This is a genomic window from Capsulimonas corticalis (genome assembly GCF_003574315.2).
Classification (GTDB): domain Bacteria; phylum Armatimonadota; class Armatimonadia; order Armatimonadales; family Capsulimonadaceae; genus Capsulimonas; species Capsulimonas corticalis.
On the sequence record NZ_AP025739.1, the window covers coordinates 2920761 to 2944569 of the forward strand.

The window sequence follows — 23809 nt, forward strand, 5'->3', positions numbered from 1 at the left end:
GGTTCGCCGCCAATGTCACAAGATGATACTCGTTCGCACGCTTTACCGGTTGACATCAGGAGCCCGCCATGGTAATTTATTACTAATTTCCAGCCGAAACGGCGTCCAAGAACAAAAGGTAAATGAGAACAGATGAACAAATTTCACGCGAAGTCCCGTAATCTCTTGACCTTCGCGCTGGCGGTGAACGCCCTGGTTGTCGGCGGCGTGATGCTCGGTCCCGGGGGCGGCAATACGGCTCTGGCGGACGCGGCGCCGAATTTTACTCCCATCCCCGCCAATGAGGGCTCGGCTCCGGAGATCAACGCGTTTCTGACGGCCGATCAAAAACAAATGCCGCCCAGCGGCGCGGTGCTGTTTTTGGGCAGTTCGAGTATTCGGCTGTGGACGACGCTGGCGCAGGATTTTCCGGAGATCCCGGTCATCAATCGCGGGTTCGGCGGTTCGCTGATTCAGGACAGCACGCACTACGCCGATCGGATCGCGATCCCGTATAAGCCGAAGATGATCGTCTTTTTCGCGGGAACCAACGACCTGGCCTATGGCGGCAAGAATCCCCAGCAGGTCCTTCAGGACTACAAGGACTTTGTCGCCAAGATCCACGCGGCGCTGCCGGATACCCGGATCGTCTATCTCTCCATCAATCCCACCGTGGCGCGCTGGAAGCAAGAAGCCGATATCCTGGAAACGAACCACCTCATTGAAGAGTTCACCCTGGCGACCGGCTCCAAGACCGAGAAGCTGAACTTTATCAATTCTCACTCGCAGATCCTGACCCCCGACGGCCAGCCGCAGCCCAGCTTGCTGCGATCGGACGGTCTGCACTTCAACACCGAAGGCTATAAAGTGTGGACATCCATCATCAAGCCGCGAATTTTAGCCCTGGCCGATATGGAGGGCGTACAGCGCCTTCCCGCTTCCAAACCGCAGTAAATGCGTAGAAACAGTGTTATGTTCAAATTCAATCTTCTGGCCCTTTCGGTCGCCGCCTCCGCCGTCTCGCTGATCTCAGCGCAGGGCGTCACGAACGCGCAAGCCGCGCCGGCGCAGGTCGTCTGCAACGGCGACAGCCTGACGTTCGGCTCGCATGCGTCGAAGGGAGAGGGGACAGCGACGGGAACGACCTATCCGGGCGTGCTCGCCGCGCGGCTTGGCGAAAGCTGGAGGGTGACCAACGTGGGGCTTCCCGGCTGGCCGACTGAGGGGATCAGCAACGACGCGAAGGCCCACGTCGATCCGCTCTTCGATCCCAGCTTGAAGGAAAATGTGCTGATCATCATGGGCGGCACCAACAACATGGGGATCTATCACGAGGACGGAGCGGCGGCGTTCGCCCATGTGGAGGCGTACTGCCGGGCGCGCAAGGCCGCGCATCCCTGGAAGATCCTGGTCGTCACGCTCCCGATGGCCGCGTATCCGTCCTATGCGAAGGACTTTGAAGCCAAGGCGATCCAGTACGATCTCCTGGTGCGCCGCAACTGGCGGCAGTTCGCCGACGGGATTGTCGACCTTCAAGCCGATCCACGCCTTGGCGCGCGGGGCTCCGAATACAACACCCTCTACTTTGGCGCGGACCACACGCATCTGACCGACGCCGGCTACCAGCTCGTGGGCGAGGCTGCGGCAAAAGCCGTCACAAAGATCGCCGGCCGCCCGGCAAGAGAAGCGCAGCATCCTTGAGGTTTTGCGCCGTGATTGCATCGCGCTTTTTGAATAACATGTTCTTTTTGATGCTGCGTCACATAAACGTTTGAACTCATAGCACACTTCAAAAATAATATGCCGTTGTTCAAGCGGCTCGCATCAGTCGGCGCTCTTCCGTTTCTCTCGGAAGATATTACTTCCCCTTGGGCGCCGGCGGCGCTGTCGAAAGATCTGCTGCTGTCAGAATGTGCGGGGTGACGAAGACGACGAGTTCGGTTTTGACCTGGCTGTCGTTTTTGGATCGGAACAGGTTGCCGATGAGGGGCAGGTCGCCCAGGAGCGGGATCTTGGTGCGGGTGGTCTGTTCTTGGTCCAGGCTCAGGCCGCCGATGGCGATGGTTTCGCCGTCTTTAACGCGGACGGTGGTGTCGGCGCGTCGCGTGGACAGGACGGGGAGGCCGGTCTGTAAATCCAGTTCGGTGATGTTGGAGACCTCGGGAGCGACGTGGATGGTGATCTCGCCATTGCCTCCGGTGAGCGGGGTGACGGAGAGCTTGACGCCGACGTCGACAGGCTGAATGCGGGTCTGGGTCTGCCCGGACTGGTTGAACTGGGTCAGGATGAAGCGCTGGGCGCCGATGAAGATGTTCGCCGTGCGGCCGTTGACGGCGGCCATGCGGGGACGGGCGCGGACCCGCGCCTTGCCTTTGAGCTCTAAGGCGCTCAGGCTGGCCTCGAAATCGACCGGCAGCTTTCCGAAGGTGTTGTAGGTGATGACGCCGTTCGGAACGTCAATGCTGTCGAAGATCGCGCTCTGCTGATTTGTCAGATTGAGACCGACATTGAGGTTCTTGGTGTCCGTGAACTCGACGGCGATTGCCTCGATGGAGATTTCGGGGGAGGGGATATCCACCTTGTTCAGGTCGGCCCCGATCTTCGCCAGCATCTGCGACGGCGCCGTCACCACGACGGCGTTCTGCTCGGAGTTGACGTGCGCGTAGGAGTACAGGAAGTTCGGCAGCAGGCCGGACGCGATGCCCGCCTGCGTGTTCTGCATCCGATAGGACTGCGTGCCGGACAGATGGTATGTGGCGAGGTCCGTCGGAACGCCCTCGCTCATCATGTAGATTCCGCCGATGCGCGAGATGGCCAGACCGTAGGCGGTCGCGATGGTCTGGAGCGCGGCGGTGGGATCGATATCCTGGAGATTGATGCTGACCTTGCGGTCCACGGCGTCATCCACGGCGATCGAGAATCCCGTCGTCTGCGCGATTGCGCTCATGAACTGATGGATGTCCGCGCCGACGGCGCGCAGCGTCAGCTTGCCGTTTTTGAATCGGACGCGTGTGGACGTATCCGTCGCGCCGCTCTGCGCGCCGCCATCCTCCGCCGCTCCGCCTTTGACGCGCCCGGAGCGCTCGACCGTCCGGTCGGACTGGACGGTAATCAGAACGCCTTCGCCGTCATCCATCTTCGTCACCGACGCCTGAGTGTTGATCAGATTGCTGACGACGAGGCTAAGCCCAATGCCGTTTTTAGCGCCCGGCGCCGTCGAAAGCTGGGCGTAGGAGATCGGGTAGAGCTTGCTCGTGAAGAAGTTTTTGCCGATGCCGTTACGGGCGTCGGGAAACGAAAACTCCATGCGCGCGCCGTACACGGTTCCCCCATTGTCGTTGCCCACAATGCGCATTTGCAGGATCCCATCCGCCTTCACCTTGATCTGCACGCCGTTGGAGAGCGGAGAAAAGGTGAGGCTGGTGATGGTTGTATAAGACTGCCCGCCTTGCGATTTGCCCGCCATGGGCAGAAGCAAGGTCGCGAGCAGGAGAAATATGGCTAATCGAAAAAATCGCATAGTGCGTCCTTGTCGTCAAATACTGATGCTGCTGGCGGCTCTATTCCCGCTTCGGGTCACTCCCGCCGCGCTGTCACCAGCAGGATAAATTGTGTCCGTTCCCGGGTTGAGTGGCGCGCGCCGAAGAGCGCGCCTAAAATTGGGATGCGCGCCAGCGGAGACAGACGTTTTTGGGTGTCTGAGTCCAGATTGACGTCGAGGCCGGACACGATCAACGTGTCGCCGGGGCGCAGCTGTACGCGTGTGTCAAATTCGCGCGTGCCGATGGTCGGCAGTCCGGTGCCTGGCTCGATCGCGTCGACGGTCGAAAATTTCGGCGTCAATCGCAGCAGGACCCGGTCGTCGGATTCCACCGTTGGGCGGACGCTCAGGGTTGTCCCGATCTGAAGCTTGATCGCGGTGGGCTGCTGCCCCTGCCAGGTGGACTGCAAAACCTGGATGTATCGGCTCTGGCCCAAAAACAAGGTCGCCTGCGCGCCGGAGGCGGCCAGGATGTTGGGCTTGGACGCCAGCCGGGCGCGGCCTTTGCGCGCGAGCGCGGTCGCGACGGCGCTGAACGCCTTGACTTGATCGGGCTTCAGGATCAAATCAAACTCGCCGGCTTCTCCGTCCACGGCGAGGGACTGCGATGAAAGCGTGCGTGTCGCCCGCAAGGCGTAATCGGCGTCCGCCGTCGAGGTGAACTCCCAGGCGGTCGCTTCCACGCGCACCTGGGGCCGGGGCAGATCCACCACCGTGAGGTCCCGGCGCAGCTTTGCGACGAGGGCGGGGGAGCCGGTGACGACCAGGGCGTTGTGTTCGATATCGGCGCGCACGAACGGCAGCAGGAAGTCCGGGAACAGCAGACGCGCGTCGGCGGGCGCCAGATAGCGCAGCGGCAGGATCTCGGTGACGGCCGACGCTTCTCCGCGCCCGATCACCCAGCCGCCGCCTTCCTCCGCGCCGCGCGGCGATGCGTTTACCCCGTAACTGGTCGCCAGCGCTCCCATCAGCTCCTCGGCCGAGCAGCTGGGAAGGAACATCGAGATGTCCGTATTCGCGGCGTCCGTCTGCGTGATCAAGGGCAGCGCGGGCTGCTGCTGTGAAACCGCGTTCGCGAGGTCCGCCAGGCGCGCGTGCAGGGCGCTGACTCGCAGGCGTCCCCGCGCCCCCGCCACGGGGGTGACGCTTAGGGCGTGCTTCTGATCGGCGGCCGGCGAGCGCGCCAGCGGCGTCCCATGCGCGCCGCCGTTGCGGTCCGTGATGACGGTCACGACGATCGAGCGCCGGTCCGGGCCTCGTTTGACCTCGACTTCGCGCGGTCCCAGCACCGCCGGCGTCGGGTCTTCCCAGTCGCCCACATCGTATTGGCGCAGAGTCACCGGGACATAGAAGCGCAGGACGATGTCCACTTTGAGCTGGTTCGGATCGTCATACCAGATGCCGTACGGCGAACCCAGCGGCTCGGTTCCCAGCGAGACCTGCGCCGAGTCGACGGGGTACTGTCCCAGCTCCACGAACGACGGGACGCGCGCCCGGGCGTTGAGCAGCCGCAGCTTGAATGAAGTGGTCGCCTGCGAGTTGCCCGCGTTGCCGTCCGGCGTGAACGTGGCGGCGTCGAACCCGTACTGCACCACGCCGTCGGTTTGGATCGTGATCTTGACCGCGTTCGGCAGCACCTCGGACCGGATGCTGGTGACGTTATAAAACGACTTCGCCAGCTCCGCCCGCGCCGCCGTTCCGGCTATCATGAAGAACAGGGCGCAAACGGCGAGAAGCGTCGATATGTTGGGTCGTCGCGGCGTCAATGAGCGGCCTTATCCGTGGCGGCGGGAATCGCCGGAACGGCGTCCCCCATCTCTTTTTGCAGATCGATCGGCTGCTGAGAAACCCCATTGTCGAGAAAACGCTGCTTGACCGCCTTTTCCTCCGCATCCGGAAGATGCCCCGTGTCCGAGAGCAGGCGCGGCGTGATCAGCAGCATCAGCTCGGTTTGCGATGTCGTCACATTTTTGGTTTGGAAGAAGAGCGGACCGATCAGCGGGATGTCGCCCAGAAACGGGACTTTGGTGTGGACATCGCGCGTCTCCTGCTGGGTGAGGCCGCCGATGACGATCGTTTGGCCGTCGTTGACGCGCACCGCGGTATTCGCGGTCCGCGTTCCTTTTTCCGGTAGGTGGGTAATCGGATCCAGCGCCGAGAGCGTGGACACCTCGGCGTCCACGTCCACCAAAATCTGGCCCTGTCCGCCAGTGTAAGGCGTGATGTTCAGGCGCACGCCGGCGTCGATATTGTTGCGCTCGCCGCCGCCGCTGTCGATTGGAGTGGCGAGGTAGCGCTGCGTGCCGACGAAGACGCTGGCTCGGCGTCCGGACAGCGTGGCGATGTGGGGATTCGCCCGGACCTTCGCCAGCCCCTTTTCCTGCAGCGCCGTGAGCGTGGCGCTGAATGAGGTCGGCAGGTTGGTCACGCTTTTGAACAAAACGCTTCCCGCGCCCGGATCGATGGCGATCCCCCGGCTCGCGTTCTGCCAATTTGTCGTCAATCCCAGCTGGTCGGCGCTGGTCTTGGTGACTTCGACGAGCAGCAAGTCCACGACGATCTGCGAGGCGGGGATATCGAACTGCGCGATATCGCCTCGAAACTTTTGCAGCACCTCGGTGGGCGCCGAGAGAATGACGCTGTTCTGCTCGGAGTTGACCTTAACATAGTCCTGCAAAAAGACCGGCAGCAGGTTGCGGGCGTTGTTGGCGTCTACATACTTTGTCTGCACGGAGGCGATGTCCGAGAGCAAATAAGAAGACGGCGACCTGGGGATCCCTTCGGAGATCATGATGACCCCGTCCACCGTGGCCGACGAGAGGCCGTAGGCGCTGACGATATCCTCCACCACCTCGCGCGCGGGCCGATCGATGATATTGATCGTCAGCCGCCGGGAGACAGTGTCGTCGATCACCAGCGGCAGGTTGGTCTTCGCCGCGAGCGCCGTGAAGAGCTCCTGGGCGTCGACGCCGACGGCGGACACGGTCACCCGGTCCGCCGTTCCCGTGACGGAGTACGATCCGCGTTTCGGCAGCGGATCCCCGGCTGTGGGGGACGAGCCATCGTCCGGGGATTGCGCCCGGACCGGCGCGACCGGGTGCAGCAGCGAGAAAGCGACGCCGGCGGCGGCGAGAGAACGGAAGAATGGCGAAATTCGAAAACGCAACGGAATATCTTTCTCAGCGAGGCAAAGTGTTCGAAATGCTTGGGCGCCCGCTATTGGACCTTTCCCCTATCGAAATGTTTCGCCGATTTTGATTCTGTGAGCGCGCGTACGCGGGAGGAAATTTATTCGAAGAATCGCAATAATACGGCTCGGTTTCATAATTTCTTCATAAAATCCGTTCATAAAATTATGGCGCCTGATAATGAACATCCGTAAATAATCAGCGTCAAATTTCTTGGCTCTCCGGACCTCGGATCCTGCTTGCGGGAGATCGTGACACCGCGCAGGCATTGAAGCGACAATCGCTGTCTTCGCCCCTGAGGCGATAGCCGGCGTCTTAAAGTGAAGGGGACACATATGAATGGCGTTGATAACAAAGAAAACAAAGATAACGACGACTGTTTGATATTCCTGCACATTCCCAAAGCCGCCGGCACGACGTTTGCTCAGATCCTTCAGCAGCGTTATCCCGGCGGTTCACTGGAGTGGCTCGGCAGTGAAGGCGCGATGTCGGCCGATGAGGCCTTTGAGGCGCTGAGCTCCACGCGCAAGGCGGAGGTCGGCGCCGTGATGGGGCATATCAATTTCGGCGGGCATCGATTGCTTCCCAAACCCGCCCGCTACGTGACATTCATGCGCCATCCCGTCGATCGCATTGTCTCCCACTACTACCACGTCCTACGCAATCCGCAGCACTACCTCCACGACGAAGTCCGTTCGAAGAAAATGGACCTTGCGGCGTACGCCGCAAGCGATCTCTCCCTGGAGCTCGAAAACGATCAGACCCGAATGATCGCCGGCAACGGGGTGTATGAATCGGACGCGGAGATGCTGGAGACGGCTTACCGCAACATCGACCAGCACTTCGCCTGCATCGGCGTCACCGAGCGGTTCGCGGAGTCGGTCCTGCTGATCTCGCACCTGCGCGGATGGAGCATTCCCTACTACCAGGACGTGAATATCGGGGCGAACAAGCCGCGCAACAGCGCTGTCTCCGATGAGGTCATCGCGATCATCGAAGGCCGTAACCACTGTGATATGGAGCTGTATCGCTACGCGCAAACGCGTTTGACCGAACAGCTCGACGCATCCATGCCCGATTGGAAGACCCAGACCGAGCGCTTCTTGTGGCGAAACCATCAGTACGCCCGGGTCGCCCAGGCAAAGAACCTGATCCGCCGAGGCGTCGGCGCCAGCATCCGCCTGTTGAAAGGCGGGATGCACACACAGTCCGCATTGCAGCCGCAATCGACAATGAACACGCTGCTGTGACAATTTCGGTCCGATTACCGTTCGATTCGACAAAACTCCAGGCCAAGCGCGGTCTGGAGTTTTGTTGCTATTGTTGTGATGAGAATCAGAAGTTTATTATATCTTCATTGTTTTGCGGTAGAAATGGATTGAGGCTGGGAACATTATGACTTCCTAATCTGAGAAAAATTAGATCGTGCGAACGTTCTCCTCTAGTGCATCGCTGATATTCTCAAGTTACGGCTGTGAGTTTTTAGAGCTCAGGGATTTGATATGAGCTCCCGGCGACCAACTATGAATATAAAAGGCGACAACGCTAAAGACGACTGTGTGATATTTCTCCACATCCCGAAAAGCGCGGGAACGACCTTCGGGCAAATTCTTCAGCATTGCTATGGAAAAGCCGGGATGGAATGGATCGTTTCTCAGGGCAGCGTCCCTCTTGAAACGACGATCCAGAATCTGAGTGTCGATCGCAAACGGAAAATTTCCGCACTGGTTGGTCATTTCGACTACGGCGTACATCGTCTTCTTCCTAAGCCGGCGCACTACGTGACTTTTGTGCGCCACCCTGTCGACCGCATTCTCTCGCACTACTACTATGTTCTTCGTACGCCACACCACTACCTCCATCAGCAGATCATTTCCGGGCGCATTGACCTGGCGGCCTACGTTTCTGGAAATATTACTGAAGAGCTGGAAAATGGTCAAACACGAATGATCGCGGGGCGTGGTATCAATTGTTCTGACGCCGAAATGCTGCGGAAGGCCCTGGACAATATCGACCGGCATTTCAGCTGTGTCGGCACCGCCGAGCGGTTTGTCGATTCTCTATTGCTGATGGCGCATCAGAATGGTTGGGCTCACCCTTATTTCCGAGACGCCAATGTGGGAAGCAATAAGCCTCTGCGCACTGAGATTTCCAATGAAGTCATTCGAGTGATCGAATCGCGGAACGCCGTCGATATGGAGCTTTATCACTTCGCGCAGCAACGGTTGGAACAGCAGCTTCAAGCGACGCTTCCGGACTGGGAATCTCGAAAGCGACGTTTTCTGATTGGAAACCGACAGTACGCGCACGCTGCGAATCTGCGCAGTAATCTCAGTAAATGTTTCAGCGTTTGCCGGCCTAAGCCCACTGAGGACGTGCGAATCAAGAGCAAGCAGCCCCATCGTTCCTCCAGCCCTGACATCCTGCTGTAAACTCTTCTCGTATTTACACGAACTCGCCGACTTCTTTTCCGGTAATTTTCCCCCGATATTGCGAGGGGCTATGTCCCACACAGCGCTTGAACGCCGTGCTGAATGCGAAGGGGTTTTCGTAGCCGACGCGGGCGGCGATCTCTTCAATGGTGTACGATTCGGCGGCGAGCAGGGCGGCGGCCTGGCGCATGCGCAGCTCGGCGACATAGCGCATCGGGCTGCGGTCGATCTCCTTGTGGCAGAGGCGGCGCAGGTGCTCCAGGCTCATGCCGGCGCGATCGGCGAGCTCCTCCACGGACCAAGGGTAGGCGAGGTCGAGCCCAACCACGCTCCAGAGAGGCTGAAGGCGCCCGCTCGGCGCGATGGCCCGCTGTGCGTAGGCGTGGGTCAGGGACGCCCAGTCGCGCAGCAGCGCCGGCTCCGCCTGGCCCATGGTCTCGCGGTGGAGGTTTTGTATCGCGGAGGAGATCGGCCCCACATCCACGGGAGCCACCAATGGTTTTTCGATCCCCAGCGTGGGCGCGTGCTTGAACTCGGTCGTATAGATCACCCAGCAAACACGCCAGGGACGGCCGGGGATCGCGCGGTACCCATGCGGAGCGCGCGCCGGCGTGAAAAAGGCGTTGCCGGCCTCAAACGGCCGCCAATCGCCGTCCATCCAGATTTCCCCCTCGCCCTCAATGCCGACGAGCAGCTGAGTCATCGTTGGATCGGGGCGCTCAAAATGAAAGTAAGGCCCGGCCTGCGTGGTGCCGACGAGGGCGATCCCGTACATTCGCAGCGGGGGGCATTCCTGATAGCTGACCAGCCATTCCTGTGTTTCCGCGCCGACGATGTGCTTTTCGCAAAGGATTTGGTTGATTTCAAGCATGGACATTGTTACTCCGTCAATGTTATTATAATCCCCAGAATGCAGTTTTACGAGCAACACAGAGTTGTTTTGACGAAGGAGCGCAATGATGAGTATCCCACGCGCGGAATATCCGCGTCCGCAGTTTGTCCGGTCGGAATGGCTCAGCCTGAACGGCGAATGGGAGTTTGAGATCGACAACGGCGACAGCGGTCTGGACCGCGGCCTGCGGGAGCGTGCGCTGGAGCAGCGGATCACGGTCCCGTTCTGTCCGGAATCGCCGCTTTCCGGCGTCGATCACAAGGATTTCATGCTGGCCGTATGGTATCGCCGCGTCGTGACGCTTCCGAGCGAATGGAGCGGCAAGCGCGTTCTGCTCCACTTCCAGGCCGTGGATTACGACACCACCGTTTGGGCGAACGGCGTCGAAGTTGGCCGGCATCGCGGCGGCTTCTCGCCGTTTAGCTGCGACCTCAACGGCGTAGCCGCGCCGGGCGAGACCGTCACCATCGTCGTCCGCGCCCGCGACGACTACCGCACGGCGCAGCCGCGCGGCAAGCAGGCCACGAAGTACGCTCCTTACGCCTGTCTGTACACGCGCACCACCGGCATCTGGCAGTCCGTCTGGCTGGAGCCCGTCGCCGATGTTTCCCTGAAGCGCCCGCGCATCACGCCCGATGTGGCGAACAGCACGCTTCGGATCCAGCAGCAGATCACGAATAACCGGCCCGGCTACCGTGTCCGCGCCAGCGTCAGCGACGGCGACGGCGTTATCGCTCAGGCCGAGTGCCGCGCCGATCTGGACCTCGCCGTCAACCTGGACCTGCGCATCCCGGAAGACCGCCTTCGTCTCTGGGGACCGGAAGATCCCTTCCTTTACGATCTGACTCTGGAGATCCTGGACGCCTCGGGCGCCGTGGTCGATCGCGCGGAGAGCTACGCCGGCATGCGCAGCGTCGCGATCGATGGTCTGAAGGTTAAGCTTAACGGCAAGGTCGTCTTCCAGCGGCTTATTCTGGACCAGGGCTACTATCCCGACGGCGTGATGACCGCGCCGACGGAGGACGCGCTGATCGCCGATATCCAGATGTCGCTCGACGCCGGGTTTAACGGCGCCCGGCTGCATCAAAAAGTCTTCGAGGAGCGGTTCCTCTACCACGCCGACCGGATGGGGTATCTGGTGTGGGGTGAATTCGCCGACTGGGGCTGCGGCGGCTTTGGCCCGAGCCACGACCATCAGCAGATGGGCATTACCTACGCGACTCAGTGGCTGGAGGTTCTGGAGCGCGACTACTCGCACCCGAGCATCATCGGCTGGTGCCCGCTCAACGAGACTTGGCAGAATATCAGCGACACGATCACGACCCTCGACGACGCCACTCGCGCCATGTTCCTGGCGACCAAGGCGATGGACACAAGCCGCCCCGTTCTGGATACCTCGGGCTACTCGCACCGCGTGCGGGAGGCCGATATCTACGACGCCCACGACTACATCATGGAAGGCTTCGAAGAGGGACTCGCGACCCGCATCGAGCGATACTCGAAAGTGGGCGAAGGCGTCGTCTACATCAACTTCAACAGCGACAAAGGGCAGCAGCCCAACTCCGTTCCATACAACGGCCAGCCGTACTTTGTCAGCGAGTTCGGCGGCTTCCGCTGGAATCCGAAGGAAGTCTCCACGGACTTCGAACAGCGCGACGCCAGCTGGGGCTACGGCTCGGACCCCGAGTCCCTGGAAAATCTGCACCATCGCTTTGAAAAGACCTGCGATCTCTATCTCCTCAACGAGAATATGTTCGCCTACTGCTACACGCAGCTGACGGACATCTACCCTGAGGAAAACGGCATCTACACCTTCGACCGCAAGCCCAAGTTCGATATCGCGCGTATCCACGCGATTCAGACCAAAAAGGCCGCGATCGAATCCGCCGAATAACATTGCCCAACGAAAAATCGCCGCCGGCCTGTACAGGCCGGCGGCGATTTTTGATTCTGGTTTTGATGCTAGGGCGAAGACTTCCGTCGAGGCTTCAGGCGCGCAAACGCCGCTTCAATCCTTCATACACATCCTGGGTGAACATATCGCCGGAGAGCACGACGCCGCCCCATTTCGCGTCAAGATCGCGGGTGGGCTTGGCGGCGATGACCTGATCGAGCGTCTTGCGCGCGCTCACCATCGGCTGGATCCGCCCGCGCACCGTCGCGAGCATGTCTCGGGCGCTCTGGACTTCCGCGCGCGTGGCGAGCGGGCCGTGTCCCGGGATGATTTTCGTGTGCGCGTCGGAGAGCGAGAGCACGTGGTCCAGTCCCGCGATCATGCCGCCGATCCAGCCGCCGCTGTTATAATCGATAAAGGGGTAGAAGCCATTGAAGAAGAGATCGGCGGCGTGGACGACATTGGCGCCGGGCAGATGGATAATGCTGTCGCTGTCGGTGTGCGCGGGCGCGACATGCCGAATCCGCACTTCTTCCGATCCGGCCGAGATCGTTTTGGCGACGGTGAATGTTTCGACGGGCCAGGCGATCTTTGGCTGGGCGGGGAACTTCGCGTGCAGCAGGTCGATCGCTTCGGGGCGGGAAAGGCGGCGGCGCACGTTTTCATGCCCGATGATGTGCGCGCCCTTGCCGGCCATATACGCATTGCCGCCGGTATGATCGAAGTGCCAGTGCGAGTTGATGAGCGTGGTGACGGGATGGGGGCTGACGCTCGCGATGGCCTTAGCGATATCCTGCGATCGTGTGGGAACGCCGCTATCGACGATCGTCGTCTTGGCGTCGCCGACGAGGATCAGGATGTTTCCGCCCAGGCCCGCGAGTAAATAGAGGTTTTTGGAAATCGGCTGAAGTTTCGCTTCGTTATGGTCGAAGTCGATGACGGGCGGAATATGTGGGCCGGGCGCGGCTTGGGACCGGGGCGCATCAAGGCCTCCCAGCGCCAAAGCGCCGGCGAGACCAACAGCGCCGCGCAGCAGTTCACGTCGATTCATCATGCGGTGATCTCCTCGGTGGGAATGTGTGTCTGACGCGCACACAGCCGCCAGAGCCTTTCGGCCCTGGCGGCTGCTTCGGAGCTAAGCCTTTACAGGCTGCCCGCTCCGGAGGCAACGGTACTGTACATTTCAGCCTCCCTTCTTGTGTTGTAGAGCGCTCTCAAATTTTCTATCGCCGCCGCGCTCTCCTACGCTAAAGCCGCGCGAAAAAATCTTTTTTGCGCTCCGTGTGTCTTCATCCAGACTTCATCCTCGCGCTTTACAATAGGAACGTGAGAGCAATGCTCTCCGGCGATATCGATCGAGAGGAAATTGGGAAATGCAAATACTATTGCGGCAAAAGCAATCTTGGGGACTGCTCAGCGCATTCACGCTGCTGGCGGTTTGCGTGGCGCCGGCGCTGGCGCAGCGGCAAGGGCCGCCTCCGCCGCCGGGGGGCAAGGGGGCGTTTGGAAAGATCAGCGCGGTCAGCAGCAGTTCGATCACGGTGAAGAACCGTGAGGGGACGGCGACGACGTTCACCATTGCTTCGTTGGCGACCTTCAAGCTGGACGGCAAAACGGCGGCGGTCTCCGATCTCGCGGCCGGTCAGTTCGCCGCCGTCACCAGCACGGATGGAACGACGACCACGGCGATTGATGCGCGCACCAAGATGGGGCCGCCACCCGGAGGCGGCGGTCCCGGCGGACCTCCGCCGGATGGGGGACAGGGCGGACCTCCGCCGGACGGTCCGCCTCCGGGAGAGTAATCCGCACAAAACGCAAACAAGAAAAACAGCCTGCATCCGCGGCGTGGCGCGAATGCAGGCTGTGCTGCGTGCCGGTCATGGAGTTGTCTGGAGCGGCGTCGATCATCCGGCGGTGCTCCATTCCTGATACTGACGCTGGATCTGCTTGACGTGGTACGCGACATTGGCGCTGGAGCATCCCAGTTCATCGCCGGCTTCGCGCCAGGTCATCCCGCGCAGCAGAGACTTCAGGACCGCCTGCTGGGTGGGCTTGAGCGCGCCGGTAAAGGCGCGGATGCTCAGATCCGTCTGGACATCGTTCCAGTCCATGGACGAGGGCAGGGCGGCGACCTGTTCGTCTTCCAGCAGTTCGCAGCGGCGCCGACGCCAGCGCTTAACCGCGTCGAGCAGCCGCCAGCGGGCGTGCTTGAGCAGATACTGATCGGGATCCCCGATCGAGACGTCGATGTTTGTCAGCGCGTCGAGCAGTCCGACCCAGGCTTCCTGGAGCAGATCGTCGGCGTTTTCGTTGGTGCAGCGGGCGTAGTGCGCAGCCATCTTGGACATGCGCGGGCGGAGTCGGGCGACAAGCGCCTCACGGGCTTCGCGGTCGCCGTAGCGAGCGCGGTCATAGGAATAACTGGAAACCAAAATCTTCTCCAAATAACAGTAAACAAGAGATAGCCTGATCGTGGAAACTCCACGGGCTGGGCGGTTGGCTCTCGTCGGCGCTATCTGGAAAAACCGGCTTCAGGCGGGGACCGTGACAAACTTACTGTCGCGGACAGGGGAGCAGGTTATGCAGACGGCAGCCGAAACGAGGCGACCGATGTGTATCCGGTCGGCGGTACAGTGAGTACCCAGACCTGGATGCTTGCAAAGGAATGTTTAATATTTGCGAACTTCACGGGTGCGGCTCCTTTCGGTAGTTTGGGTGCGGCGGTGTTCCGGAAAGTCTCGTGACGTCTTCCCGGGCCGTACAGTTATTATATCGATTGCTTTGCGAATTTTGCTAAAGACGCGCGAAAATAAATTTAAATTTATTTTCGCGCGTCTTTTTTGCTTTATTCCGCAGAGAAAACGGCGCTCAGGACCGAGTGCGGCGGCAGTATGATCCGCCATCCCGACTCGGCGTCGCCTTCGACGGCGTGCGGCGCGGGGACGATGCTGTTTGGCGTCTCGGGGCCGTTCGCGGCGCGCGGATCGTTGGCGGTCAGGATCTGCGCGGATGGGACGGCGGCGTTCGACAGGCCCGGCAGTACAATGGTCGCGGACTCGGACAGATGCCGGTTGACCAGGGTAATGGCGAGTGAGCCGTTCGCCGCGCGGGACGCCGTCGCGCTGACGGCCGGGGCGCCGTCCGGCGTGGTGACGGGAGATTGGACTTCCACCGGGAGCGCCTGGGCGCCGATATGCGGCGCGTGCATGCGCAGAACGTGGTAAGTCGGCGTCACCCACATCCGCGCGCCTTCCGTCATCACGGGCGCGTGCAGGACATTGACGATCTGCGCAAGGTTCGCGAGCGTCAGGATATTGCACTGGCGATGGAAGCCTTCCAACGCCACGGCGGCCGCGAGGGCGTCGCGCAATGTGCCGGCCTGCTCGTAGGTGATCGGCTCGCGCGGCGTGGCGCCGCCCTGGTCGCCCCAGAAGCGCGCTTCGGGGTGCCAGACGCCCCATTCGTCGAGCGCGACGCCGACCTTATGATCCTCGCCGAACTCGGCCCGGATAATCTTTTCGGTGCGCGTGATGAACTCCTCCGTGGCGGCGGCTTCGGCGATTAGCGCGTAGTATTGCTCGTCGCTGAAGCCCGTTTCCGGACCGCCCTTGAGCCAGTACTGATGGATGGAGATGTGCTGGACGAGCGAGGGAATCCGTTTCAGGATTTTGACCAGCGTCTTATTCCACTCGTCCTCCTGCCCGCACGCCACCATCTCGATGTCGGGGGCGACATGCTGGAGCATCGTCGCATACCGGATATATTCCTTCGCGTAAGTCTCGGCGTCGTAATTCCCGCCGCAGCCCCAGTTCTCATTGCCGACGCCCCAGAGCTTTACGCCGTACGGCTTTTCGGCCCCGTTCGCCGCCCGCTCGCGCGCAAGCGTCGTGTCGACGGCGCTGTTGCAGTACTCCACCCAGTCGCATAGCTCCTGCGGCGTCCCGCTGCCCATATTGCCGGCCAGATACGGCTCCGCGCCGATCCGGGCGCAGAAGGTCAAAAACTCATCCGTGCCGAGGCTGTTGTCGTCCTGCACCTGAAGACCGCAGGAGAGGCCAAGCCGAACGGGACGCGATTCGGACGGGCCAACGCCGTCGCGCCAGTGGTAATGGTCGGCGTAGCATCCGCCCGGCCAGCGCAGCATGGGAACCGGCATCGCCGCGAGCGCTTCGAGCACATCGGCGCGCACGCCGTTCTCATGCGGCATCGCGTCGCAATCCGCGCCGACCCACAAGCCGTCGTAACAGCAGCGGCCAAGATGCTCGGCGAAGTGGCCGTAAAGACGAGGGGAGATCGTCCCGATGGGAGAATCGACTTGGATAGCAATAGTAACGTTGTTCACGAGTTTTCCTTGGTTAATCGTTTAGATTTATGCGTGGTAATGGAAGGAGGCCCTCACCCCCCGGCCCCCTCTCCCAATTTTGGGAGAGGGGGAGTCAGAGGGAGTTTTTTATTTGGATCAAAGATCCAAAATCTTACTCCTAACCCTCTCCTAAGATTGGGAGAGGGTGGCCCGAAGGGCCGGGTGAGGGCCTCTGGCGATTACGCCTTTTCGGCGAGCAGTTTCTTGATCATGACGCTCAGGCCGGCTTCTTCGCCTTCGCCGTAACCGGCCTGGCTCCAGCGGACATAGCCCTTCTTGTCGATCAGGAACATGGCGGGGATGCCGCTGACGTTGTACTTCTGCGCCGCCTTCATGTTGCTGGCGGGAGTGGCGGAGATGGTGTAGGTGACGCCGGCGGTCTTCATAAACGGCTTGACCTGGTCGAGGGTGTTCGGATCGTCGATGCTGACGCCGATGACTTTCAGACCTTTGGCCGCGAACTTCTTGTGCAGCGACTGGAGCGTCGGCGTCGCCATTCGGCAGGGGCCGCACCAGGTGGCCCAGAAGTCCATCAGAACGACTTTGCCGCGCAGCGACTGCATGCTCAGCGGGGCGCCGCTGATGGTGCGCGTGGTGAAGGCCGGGGCCTTGGTCCCGGCCGGCAGGACGGCGTCCTGGGCGCGGCCCGGGCCGCCGATCGCCAGCGCGCCGAAGGCGAGGATCAGCCCCGCGAGTGTGGTATGTCGCATCGTTGTCGTGCTCCTTGATCGCCGGGCGATCGTTTCAGGCTTGCGAAATTCTAATATTGCGATGGCGTCCGGACGTACAATTTTCGCTGTCGCAGGGTACAATCAGGGCGTTCTCATCTCACGGATAGAGATGAACCTCATTATCCACAAAAAAGCCCCAAATATCTCATCGCCCATCGAGGCAACTTCGGCCACACCGAGCAGAAACATCGCGGACAGAAACGGCGGATACTCGTGTCGGAGCGCACGGGATTATTTGACGCGTCTTCATTCGCCAATGTTCCTCTGACTAAACTCTCAATTCAATGGTTAAGGAACGTTTGATATGCGTGAACGCTCCATCTATATCGGCATCGTCGTGATGCTTTTGGCCGCCTTCGCCATCGGCGGATGGCGCTCCCGCCACGCCAGCACCTTAAGCGGAGTCGGCGAGGACGTTGTCAATTTGACGCTGCTGACCACGGAAGACAAAGCAAGCTGGGTGCGCGCCGAGGTCTACGGATTCAATTACGAGAACAGTAAAAAATATCATGTGACGTTCGCCTACGCCGATGCGCGTTCGGCAATGCAGTCGATCCTGAACGGCGGGAGCAAGCCCGTTCTGTGGAGCCCGGACAATCCCATGTGGGTCGCCCAGGCCTCAAACGCCTGGCGCGAGCGGCGCGGGACGCCGCTGGTGGATCTTCAGGATCCTTCCAGTTATCGAGTCTTTCTGCGCACCCCGGTCGTCTTCCTGACGACCCGGGACAAAGCGCCTTATCTGCGCGAGAAGCTTGGCGGCGGCGATCCCTGGCGCAGCGTCTACGATCTGAGCATGGGACGGCGCGAGGCGCCGTGGGGCAGCGTCCATTTCGCCCACGCCGATCCCCTGGTCTCGAACGCTGGCATGCTGACGCTGGGGATGATGCTCAATGAATACGCCCGCGAGAGCCACGGCTCCGGCGACATGGTCCAAACCGCGAGCCGTCCGGAGTTCGGCGCGTACCTTTCGGATCTGGAGCGCGGCTTGAAGTACGATCCAAGCTGCGCCGCCGGTTCCTATGCGCTGGTGGAGGACTATTTAAAAAACGCCAACGGGCGCGATTTTATCACGGCGTATGAGAGCGTCGCGCTCGGGGCCGCCGCGAAAACCCCCAATCTCGCCGTCGTCTATCCCAACCCAACCCTGGAAGCCCAGCAATCGATGTGCGTGCTGAGCGCCCCCTGGGTGACGCCCGCGCAGCGCGCCGGCGCGCAGGCGTTCATGGCCTATGTCCGGCGCGACCAGGCGCTGCGCGACGGCCTCAAGTACAACATGCGTCCCGATACGGCGAGTGAAGACCTCTCGCTCGCCCCCAAGCTCCGCGCGCACGCCGCGCAGGGCTTCCAGGTCAACTACAGCGCGGAGGATGTTCCTCCCTACGGCGCGCTCAACATCGCCGCCGCGCAGTGGGGGAGCCACGCGCGCACGGCCTCCCGCTGAGGCTCGTTCCGCGCTTGGCCCTCACTGCTTCCAGGATATGAGAGACCGATGACACCACAACAAACCGAAAAACTCAATGCGGCCCTCCGCAGTCCCTATAATCTGCTCGGCCTTAGCGTGGGCGTCGCGCTGACGGCCGTCTTTCTCGATGTCCGCCCGATCGTTGTTGCGCTTGCGATTGAAGCGGTCTACCTTATTGTTAGCTTCGCGCGTCCCGCGAAATCGCCGTCCGCGCGGACAAAGCCCCAGCCCGTTTCGTCGCCCATCGCCGAGCCAAGCGCGCCGGCGCCAACCATCGCTTCGGCGGCTTCATCCAGCGCCGCGTACGAGCCGGCGGCCATCGTGCGCGATATGCCCGAGGTGAGAACTCCGATGGGGATGAGCATGAATGTCCCGCGCGACGCCGCGCTGCCGCGCCTGCGCCGAGAGCTGCAAGCACGCTACGAGGGGCTGGAAGGGGCGCTGCAAATGGTGAAGCTCGTGACCGACCCCGCTTCGCCCGCCGGCAAGGAGATTCCGGCGCAGCTGAGCATCCTGCTCGACAAATACTTATTCTTCGCCTTGCAGGAAGAGCGCCTGCGCGACACGCTGGAAGCCCTGCGCGACGAAGCCCGCCGCCTTGGCGACTCCGGCGGCCTGCTTCCCCGCACCATCGACGGCAAGGCCAAGCCCGGCGGGGCGCATCTGCATCTATCCTCCGACGCTTTGCCCGTCGCTCCCGACGATCAATGGATGCAGCAGGTCATCCGCGAGGCTCACGAATACTACGAGCGCGAACTCGCTGATCTGGCCTGGCGCCGCGAGCAGACCTTCGATCCGGCGGCGATCGCCGCCCTGGAGCGCCGCAGCCATATCATCCTGCGCCGCAATAAATATGTCGATAAAGTCGGAAAGATGCTGAAGAACGTGACCTACACGCTCCAGCTTATCGCCAAGCGCTTCGAAGTCACCACCACGGAGCTCAACGAACGCGCCCCCGAGCGCATTCTGTCCGACATCAAGGCGATCGTGCTGCAAGCCGAATCGATGACGCGCACCGTGGAAGATCTGGAGCCGTTTGAGGAACTGGAAGAGGCGCGCGTGGCCTAGTGGAAACCGCTTGAGCGAAGATGATATGGGTGTCATCTTCGCTCAGCCTGTTTTTGCTAACCGGCGTTCTTTGCGCCGTCGATCACCGTGATCCTGGTGACGCCACGCACCCATCGCCCCGGCTTCACATCGTCGGGCGCAATCAACCCCGCCGCCCCGCCTTCCGCTGTAAGCGGCTTGCCGTCCTCATCCAGCGCGATCCAGACTGCTTTGTTCCCCAATTCGGGCAGCATCTCGGGCAGGCTGAAATCCACCGTATACCCATGAAACCCCTGAACGGCGACAACAAATTGCAGGCGATGGTTTTTGATGTGTGGGTTAAAGCTCGGCTCCGCCGCCTGAATCAGCGCGAGCAGCGGAATGCAGTTCGCCGTATGCGCCACTCCCTTGAGCGTATAATGCACAATCACCGGCGGCGCTCCCGCCTTGCCGTCACTTAGCTGCGCATTCGTCCAATCCGCCGGTTTTGCGACATCGCCCCCAATATGCAAAATCGGCTCAGAGGCGGCGTGCAGCGCCGGAGCGACAGTTACGGCGAGCACGGCGACAGTCAATAAGTTTCGCATCACGTTTCTCATATCATTTTGGTTGCGACGGGCTTTTTTCGACAATGAAGTCAGTCATGGTTGCTTTTTTCGACTTGCGTCATTTGCGAGCAGCGTTTCGATAAGACTTCTATCTGCGCGGAAAGTTGTGTTCCGTAAAAGTGTAATTGCTTGCGGCAAATCGATTAATCCGCGCGACGCCGCTTTGTCCAAAATGCCTAATGTTCCAATAACAGTTAACTGAAGATGTGAGGCGGCGCTCCTGCTTGCCGGAGTTCGGCGTGAACCGCTCCAGGAAGAATGATTCGGCCATACAATTGTTCGAGAACCGTGATGTGCTGAATGAGAAGTAGGTAATTGATTGGGCCTGTGTCGGAAATAACGATCATTGATGCTCTAATTTTTCACTGTTAGCGCGGTCTTGATCTAGGTCTAACTGAGAATAATGCAGTACAGCTTCATGCGACTTCAAGAACGCTTCGGTTTCCCAAAAATTGAAACTGAGCAGTTCCCCCACTTGCCCACGCGTCAAGACCTCTTGACGGTACCCTTCCACGGCGACAGCCTCTAACACACGGCGTGGGAGTTCCCCCCATTCGGTTTGCAAATGCTGTTCGATATTTTGAGGAAGCTCGATGGTTATAGACATGGTTCACCTCGCAAGCGATTCAAAATATCTTAGCATAAATTGAGAGATTCGCATTGATGGGCGCTTTTTAGAGCCGAATGCTGTCGTCGATGCGGATGGTTTTTCCGGTCTCGGATTCGGGGGCGCGGGTGTTGATGGCGAGGCGGTAGAAGTGGTTGAAGCGTGCGCGGTTGGCCCAGGCGGGGAGGGTGGCTTCGCGGCGTTCGCGGAAGGTTTGGGAGAATTCGGGGATCGCTTCGCCGGTTTGCGGGTCGCGGGGCGGGACGACGCAGCGCTGGCAGGGGTTGATCCCGTGGAAGAGGACGTCGCCGATCTGGAAGGGAACGATCGTTTCGGGATCGCCAAAGAGCTGGTCCTCCCAAAAGGGCGGGACGCCGCCGATTTCCAGGTTGGCGCGGAAACGAACGCGCGCGCTTTCCACGCTGAGGCCGGGGAACCAGGAGGCGACCTCTTCCAGGGTCGCGGTGCTGATGACGGTGGGGCCGAGCGCGTTTTTGTCGTCGGGGAAGCCGCCTCCGGCGTCGCGCCGAAGGGAAACGGGCTGATCGAAGTAATCGCTCAGCCAGGCGTCCATCGCCGCGCAGTCGTCGGGCCACTGGAAACATCGGGATTCGCCGGTCGAACGGATCGCGATTCGCAGCTCGCCCGTCGTGGGATGAAAGGCCGCCGTCAGGCCATGCACACGCGGCGAGCGCTTGCCGTTGACAAACTTCTCCTCGGCGTCGAAAATGCCGAACTCGCGGTCGTGTCGGAGCGCGCCGGTCGGCAGGATCGTCGCCTCCGTGACTTCCATCGGGTCCAGAGATTTGATGGGATAGAGAAGAATACGGGCGAGATAAGGCATAAAGCACTCCGTGGCTGGAGAAATCCCCTCCCGTTTTTCGGGAGGGAACCTTTGGTTTAGGAAACCGCCATTGCCTCCTCAGACGGGGCGGTGAAGCGAGCGTGTGTTTCCTCGATGTCGCGCTCGATCTCGATGACCGTTTGCGGTGAGCGCATCCGCAGGGTCAGGAACCAGGCCGCTCCGGTGAGGAAGTAGGCCAGGAAGATGTACGGGAAGTAATTGATCGGAGCCGGCGGAACCGGGTAAACGCTGCCGACCGCCGGGACAAGCAGCAATATCAGCGTGACCACCGAGAGGGCGATATTTCCCGCCGTCAGCGTTCCCTCTTTTTTCAAATAAAACGGCGCGGCGACCGTAATAAAGAAGTAGGAGAACAGGAACCCGAACGCGCCGAAGGTCCCCGCCCAGCTGAAGACATCCAGCACCGAGCCGTGGAAGCCGTAGATCGTGGCGACGATCGCGAACATCAGCACGGCCATGACGGTGACGGCGACATGGGGCGTCTGATACTTATCGTGCGAGCGGCCGACGGAGGCGTGGAAGACTCCGTGGCGTCCCATCGGATAGAGAATACGCGCGCCGGCGTTCATGCAGGAAAGGGCGAGCGAGAAGAAACTCGCCATCGCGCCAAGCGAGATCGGCGCCTTCAGCCAGCCGACTCCGTTCAGGTCCGCCAGGGTGTTCAAGGGCGCCGTGAGCTGATCCAGCGTCATCTTGTAGCCGCGCACGCCGTAGACTTCCATGTAGCTGACCAGGATGAAGAAGATCCCGGTCGCCAGCAGGCTCCAGATGACGGCGCGCGGGATGGTTTTGAGCGGATTCTTCGTCTCCTCGCCGAAGGCGGTCGCGCATTCGAAGCCGACCAGGCTAAAGATCGCGATAACAACACCCAGGCCCAGACTAAATGGCTTCGTGCCGCTCAGTGTGAGCTGCGCGTGGTCCACGGGCGCCCCGTGTTTGAACAGAACGATAAATGTCAGCGCCAGGATCAATGCGACCGAGACGCCTTCCAGAACCAGCATCAAGATGGTGGAGACCTGGATATCCTTGATGGAGATGTACCAGGCCGCCAGGGCGCAGGCGGCGAACAAAAGCGTCAGCGGGACATGGACGTGCATCAGGCCAAGCAGGATGCTGGCGAAGTTGGTGAAGCCGGTCAGGCCGGCGATGCCGATGAAGAGATACGCCCAGATCAGGCACCAGCCGGCGATGCCGCCGGCGGTCGGACCAAGGCCGCGCGATGTATAGGCGTACATGGATCCCGCCGAGGTGGACCGGCGGGCGAAGTGGTTGAGATTGAACGCGACGAAGAGCAGCATCACGGTTCCGAACAGATACGCCAGCCAGCTCTCCTCGCCGGCGCTGCCGAACATGACCGGAACGATCAGCGCGGCGGTCATGGTCGGCGAAATCAGCGCAATCGCCTGCGCCCACACCTCCCAGAAATTGAGACAGTTCGCGCGCAGACGGGGGCCGTCCTGCGCGGGCATCACATTGGTCGCCATGGTCGAATTCCTCCAAGAACGTCTGTCGATTCCAGTAAGGACGAGACAGCGGTGTCGTCGGCGGGACCAGCGGCAATGACTGGCGAGATACGTGAGTTAGTGAGTGCGAGAGCGTTACAGGTAGCTGTCGAGCAGCATCTTCGGGGCCGCGCAGGCCACCAGGATGATCTCCGCCTCGCCGCCGCCCTCGGCGGCGAGGCGGTGGGGCGCGCGAGCGTTGAAGTGGGCGGCGTCGCCGGGGTGAAGCACGAGCGTTTCGCCCGCCAGGGTGAGGCGCAGGACGCCCGACAGCACGTACAGCCATTCCTCGCCATCGTGCTGATACATCTCGTCGCCCTCGCGGTCGGCGGGAACGATCACGCGGATCGGCTGCATGTTGGCGGCGCGTCCGGTTTGGGAGAGAGGGATATATTGGAGGCGGTTGCCCTGGTGGATGGCGGCTTCGCCGGCGCGGACGATGGAGTAATCGGACTTTGTCTCCGGCGGGCCGAACAGCGCCGCCAGCGGCATCCGGTGCGCCTGCGCCAGCGACAGCAGCGCGGCGATCGACGGCTGCCGGTCGCCGTCCTCAAGGCGTGAGAGATAGGACTTGCTCAGATCCGCGCGCTGGGCCAGCTCATCGAGCGTCCACCCCCGCTGCGTCCGCAGCGCGCGCAGGCGCGCTCCCAGCGAGACCAGCTCGCTCCGTGTGGCGTTTTCATCCAATGGCATGACGC

The 23809-nt window shown here is 61.1% G+C and carries 22 protein-coding genes and 1 pseudogene; 8 read left to right on the forward strand and 15 right to left on the reverse strand.

Annotated elements, in window-relative coordinates:
* Window positions 1–132: 132 nt before the first annotated feature.
* Entirely contained in the window at window positions 133–933 is an 801-nt protein-coding gene (locus tag D5261_RS12465) for a GDSL-type esterase/lipase family protein (RefSeq protein WP_119321349.1), read from the forward strand.
* 18 nt (window positions 934–951) lie between these two features.
* Window positions 952–1680, forward strand: a complete 729-nt coding sequence (locus D5261_RS12470; RefSeq protein ID WP_165864180.1) for an SGNH/GDSL hydrolase family protein — start codon at window positions 952–954, stop codon at window positions 1678–1680.
* A 157-nt stretch (window positions 1681–1837) separates the two neighbouring features.
* Here D5261_RS12470 and D5261_RS12475 read toward each other — a convergent pair whose 3' ends face one another.
* The 3 genes from D5261_RS12475 to D5261_RS12485 are packed head-to-tail and all read right to left on the reverse strand — an operon-like array spanning window position 1838 to window position 6686.
* A complete protein-coding gene (locus tag D5261_RS12475) occupies window positions 1838–3499 on the reverse strand; it encodes a type II secretion system protein GspD (RefSeq protein ID WP_119321351.1) in 1662 nt (553 codons plus the stop codon).
* A 56-nt stretch (window positions 3500–3555) separates the two neighbouring features.
* Window positions 3556–5286 carry a type II secretion system protein GspD gene (locus tag D5261_RS12480; RefSeq protein WP_119321352.1) on the reverse strand — a complete coding sequence of 577 codons (1731 nt, stop codon included), beginning with the start codon at window positions 5284–5286 and terminating at the stop codon, window positions 3556–3558.
* Window positions 5283–6686 carry a type II secretion system protein GspD gene (locus tag D5261_RS12485; protein ID WP_119321353.1) on the reverse strand — a complete coding sequence of 468 codons (1404 nt, stop codon included), beginning with the start codon at window positions 6684–6686 and terminating at the stop codon, window positions 5283–5285. The genes D5261_RS12480 and D5261_RS12485 overlap by 4 nt, the downstream gene beginning before the upstream one ends.
* 357 nt (window positions 6687–7043) lie before the next feature.
* Here D5261_RS12485 and D5261_RS12490 point away from each other — a divergent pair, with 357 nt between their 5' ends.
* Window positions 7044–7958 (forward strand): sulfotransferase family 2 domain-containing protein, encoded by a 915-nt coding sequence (locus D5261_RS12490; protein WP_119321354.1) that lies wholly within the window; start codon window positions 7044–7046, stop codon window positions 7956–7958.
* A gap of 273 nt (window positions 7959–8231) precedes the next feature.
* On the forward strand, window positions 8232–9140 hold the full coding sequence (locus tag D5261_RS12495) for a sulfotransferase family 2 domain-containing protein (protein ID WP_165864181.1): 909 nt from the start codon (window positions 8232–8234) through the stop codon (window positions 9138–9140).
* 13 nt (window positions 9141–9153) lie between these two features.
* Here the strand turns inward: D5261_RS12495 and D5261_RS12500 are convergent, their stop codons facing one another.
* On the reverse strand, window positions 9154–10017 hold the full coding sequence (locus tag D5261_RS12500; RefSeq protein WP_119321356.1) for a helix-turn-helix transcriptional regulator: 864 nt from the start codon (window positions 10015–10017) through the stop codon (window positions 9154–9156).
* Window positions 10018–10099: 82 nt separating this feature from the next.
* Here D5261_RS12500 and D5261_RS12505 point away from each other — a divergent pair, with 82 nt between their 5' ends.
* Window positions 10100–11926: a glycoside hydrolase family 2 protein gene (locus D5261_RS12505; RefSeq protein ID WP_119321357.1), complete on the forward strand. Its 1827-nt coding sequence runs from the start codon at window positions 10100–10102 to the stop codon at window positions 11924–11926.
* Between the two features lie 94 nt (window positions 11927–12020).
* Here the strand turns inward: D5261_RS12505 and D5261_RS12510 are convergent, their stop codons facing one another.
* The gene (locus D5261_RS12510; RefSeq protein ID WP_119321358.1) at window positions 12021–12980 is read right to left on the reverse strand and encodes an MBL fold metallo-hydrolase; all 960 of its coding nucleotides are present in this window, start codon (window positions 12978–12980) and stop codon (window positions 12021–12023) included.
* A gap of 319 nt (window positions 12981–13299) precedes the next feature.
* Between D5261_RS12510 and D5261_RS12515 the strand changes: the two genes are divergently transcribed.
* Window positions 13300–13728: a hypothetical protein gene (locus D5261_RS12515; RefSeq protein WP_125205957.1), complete on the forward strand. Its 429-nt coding sequence runs from the start codon at window positions 13300–13302 to the stop codon at window positions 13726–13728.
* 102 nt (window positions 13729–13830) lie between these two features.
* On the opposite strand, the gene D5261_RS12520 is transcribed toward D5261_RS12515, so the two are convergent.
* The 3 genes from D5261_RS12520 to D5261_RS12530 form a co-directional block, all read right to left on the reverse strand.
* Window positions 13831–14358 (reverse strand): sigma-70 family RNA polymerase sigma factor, encoded by a 528-nt coding sequence (locus D5261_RS12520; protein WP_119321360.1) that lies wholly within the window; start codon window positions 14356–14358, stop codon window positions 13831–13833.
* 413 nt (window positions 14359–14771) lie between these two features.
* Window positions 14772–16268, reverse strand: a complete 1497-nt coding sequence (locus D5261_RS12525) for an alpha-N-arabinofuranosidase (RefSeq protein ID WP_119321361.1) — start codon at window positions 16266–16268, stop codon at window positions 14772–14774.
* Between the two features lie 200 nt (window positions 16269–16468).
* On the reverse strand, window positions 16469–16999 hold the full coding sequence (locus tag D5261_RS12530; protein WP_119321362.1) for a TlpA family protein disulfide reductase: 531 nt from the start codon (window positions 16997–16999) through the stop codon (window positions 16469–16471).
* Between the two features lie 325 nt (window positions 17000–17324).
* On the opposite strand from D5261_RS12530, the gene D5261_RS12535 reads away from it, so the two are divergent.
* Complete coding sequence (locus D5261_RS12535) at window positions 17325–18461, forward strand: substrate-binding domain-containing protein (protein ID WP_119321363.1); 1137 nt, start codon at window positions 17325–17327, stop codon at window positions 18459–18461.
* Between the two features lie 48 nt (window positions 18462–18509).
* Window positions 18510–19550, forward strand: a complete 1041-nt coding sequence (locus tag D5261_RS12540; protein ID WP_119321364.1) for a hypothetical protein — start codon at window positions 18510–18512, stop codon at window positions 19548–19550.
* Window positions 19551–19606: 56 nt separating this feature from the next.
* Here D5261_RS12540 and D5261_RS12545 read toward each other — a convergent pair whose 3' ends face one another.
* The 7 genes and pseudogenes from D5261_RS12545 to D5261_RS12565 all read right to left on the reverse strand — a co-directional run bounded on the left by D5261_RS12545 (window position 19607) and on the right by D5261_RS12565 (window position 23804).
* Entirely contained in the window at window positions 19607–20116 is a 510-nt protein-coding gene (locus tag D5261_RS12545) for a molybdopterin-binding protein (RefSeq protein WP_119321365.1), read from the reverse strand.
* Between the two features lie 54 nt (window positions 20117–20170).
* Complete coding sequence (locus D5261_RS33685; protein ID WP_494400706.1) at window positions 20171–20413, reverse strand: PIN domain-containing protein; 243 nt, start codon at window positions 20411–20413, stop codon at window positions 20171–20173.
* A pseudogene (locus D5261_RS33690) lies at window positions 20413–20484 on the reverse strand (DUF3368 domain-containing protein); the annotation flags it as partial. The pseudogene D5261_RS33690 and the gene D5261_RS33685, both read right to left, overlap by 1 nt.
* The gene (locus D5261_RS12550) at window positions 20481–20744 is read right to left on the reverse strand and encodes a UPF0175 family protein (protein ID WP_119321366.1); all 264 of its coding nucleotides are present in this window, start codon (window positions 20742–20744) and stop codon (window positions 20481–20483) included. The pseudogene D5261_RS33690 and the gene D5261_RS12550, both read right to left, overlap by 4 nt.
* A gap of 67 nt (window positions 20745–20811) precedes the next feature.
* Complete coding sequence (locus D5261_RS12555) at window positions 20812–21588, reverse strand: MOSC domain-containing protein (protein ID WP_119321367.1); 777 nt, start codon at window positions 21586–21588, stop codon at window positions 20812–20814.
* A 56-nt stretch (window positions 21589–21644) separates the two neighbouring features.
* Complete coding sequence (locus D5261_RS12560) at window positions 21645–23093, reverse strand: APC family permease (protein WP_119321368.1); 1449 nt, start codon at window positions 23091–23093, stop codon at window positions 21645–21647.
* 114 nt (window positions 23094–23207) lie between these two features.
* Window positions 23208–23804, reverse strand: a complete 597-nt coding sequence (locus D5261_RS12565) for a helix-turn-helix domain-containing protein (RefSeq protein WP_119321369.1) — start codon at window positions 23802–23804, stop codon at window positions 23208–23210.
* Between the last annotated feature and the right edge of the window lie 5 nt (window positions 23805–23809).

What these genes read in the sequence shown, in the direction of transcription:
- D5261_RS12465 (WP_119321349.1), top strand. Translation starts at nt 133, where the DNA reads ATGAACAAATTTCACGCGAAGTCCCGTAATCTCTTGACCTTCGCGCTG.
- D5261_RS12470 (WP_165864180.1), top strand. Translation starts at nt 952, where the DNA reads ATGTTCAAATTCAATCTTCTGGCCCTTTCGGTCGCCGCCTCCGCCGTC.
- D5261_RS12475 (WP_119321351.1), bottom strand. Translation starts at nt 3,499, where the DNA reads ATGCGATTTTTTCGATTAGCCATATTTCTCCTGCTCGCGACCTTGCTT.
- D5261_RS12490 (WP_119321354.1), top strand. Translation starts at nt 7,044, where the DNA reads ATGAATGGCGTTGATAACAAAGAAAACAAAGATAACGACGACTGTTTG.
- D5261_RS12495 (WP_165864181.1), top strand. Translation starts at nt 8,232, where the DNA reads ATGAATATAAAAGGCGACAACGCTAAAGACGACTGTGTGATATTTCTC.
- D5261_RS12500 (WP_119321356.1), bottom strand. Translation starts at nt 10,017, where the DNA reads ATGTCCATGCTTGAAATCAACCAAATCCTTTGCGAAAAGCACATCGTC.
- D5261_RS12505 (WP_119321357.1), top strand. Translation starts at nt 10,100, where the DNA reads ATGAGTATCCCACGCGCGGAATATCCGCGTCCGCAGTTTGTCCGGTCG.
- D5261_RS12510 (WP_119321358.1), bottom strand. Translation starts at nt 12,980, where the DNA reads ATGATGAATCGACGTGAACTGCTGCGCGGCGCTGTTGGTCTCGCCGGC.
- D5261_RS12515 (WP_125205957.1), top strand. Translation starts at nt 13,300, where the DNA reads ATGCAAATACTATTGCGGCAAAAGCAATCTTGGGGACTGCTCAGCGCA.
- D5261_RS12530 (WP_119321362.1), bottom strand. Translation starts at nt 16,999, where the DNA reads ATGCGACATACCACACTCGCGGGGCTGATCCTCGCCTTCGGCGCGCTG.
- D5261_RS12535 (WP_119321363.1), top strand. Translation starts at nt 17,325, where the DNA reads ATGCGTGAACGCTCCATCTATATCGGCATCGTCGTGATGCTTTTGGCC.
- D5261_RS12540 (WP_119321364.1), top strand. Translation starts at nt 18,510, where the DNA reads ATGACACCACAACAAACCGAAAAACTCAATGCGGCCCTCCGCAGTCCC.
- D5261_RS12545 (WP_119321365.1), bottom strand. Translation starts at nt 20,116, where the DNA reads ATGCGAAACTTATTGACTGTCGCCGTGCTCGCCGTAACTGTCGCTCCG.
- D5261_RS12550 (WP_119321366.1), bottom strand. Translation starts at nt 20,744, where the DNA reads ATGTCTATAACCATCGAGCTTCCTCAAAATATCGAACAGCATTTGCAA.
- D5261_RS12555 (WP_119321367.1), bottom strand. Translation starts at nt 21,588, where the DNA reads ATGCCTTATCTCGCCCGTATTCTTCTCTATCCCATCAAATCTCTGGAC.
- D5261_RS12560 (WP_119321368.1), bottom strand. Translation starts at nt 23,093, where the DNA reads ATGGCGACCAATGTGATGCCCGCGCAGGACGGCCCCCGTCTGCGCGCG.
- D5261_RS12565 (WP_119321369.1), bottom strand. Translation starts at nt 23,804, where the DNA reads ATGCCATTGGATGAAAACGCCACACGGAGCGAGCTGGTCTCGCTGGGA.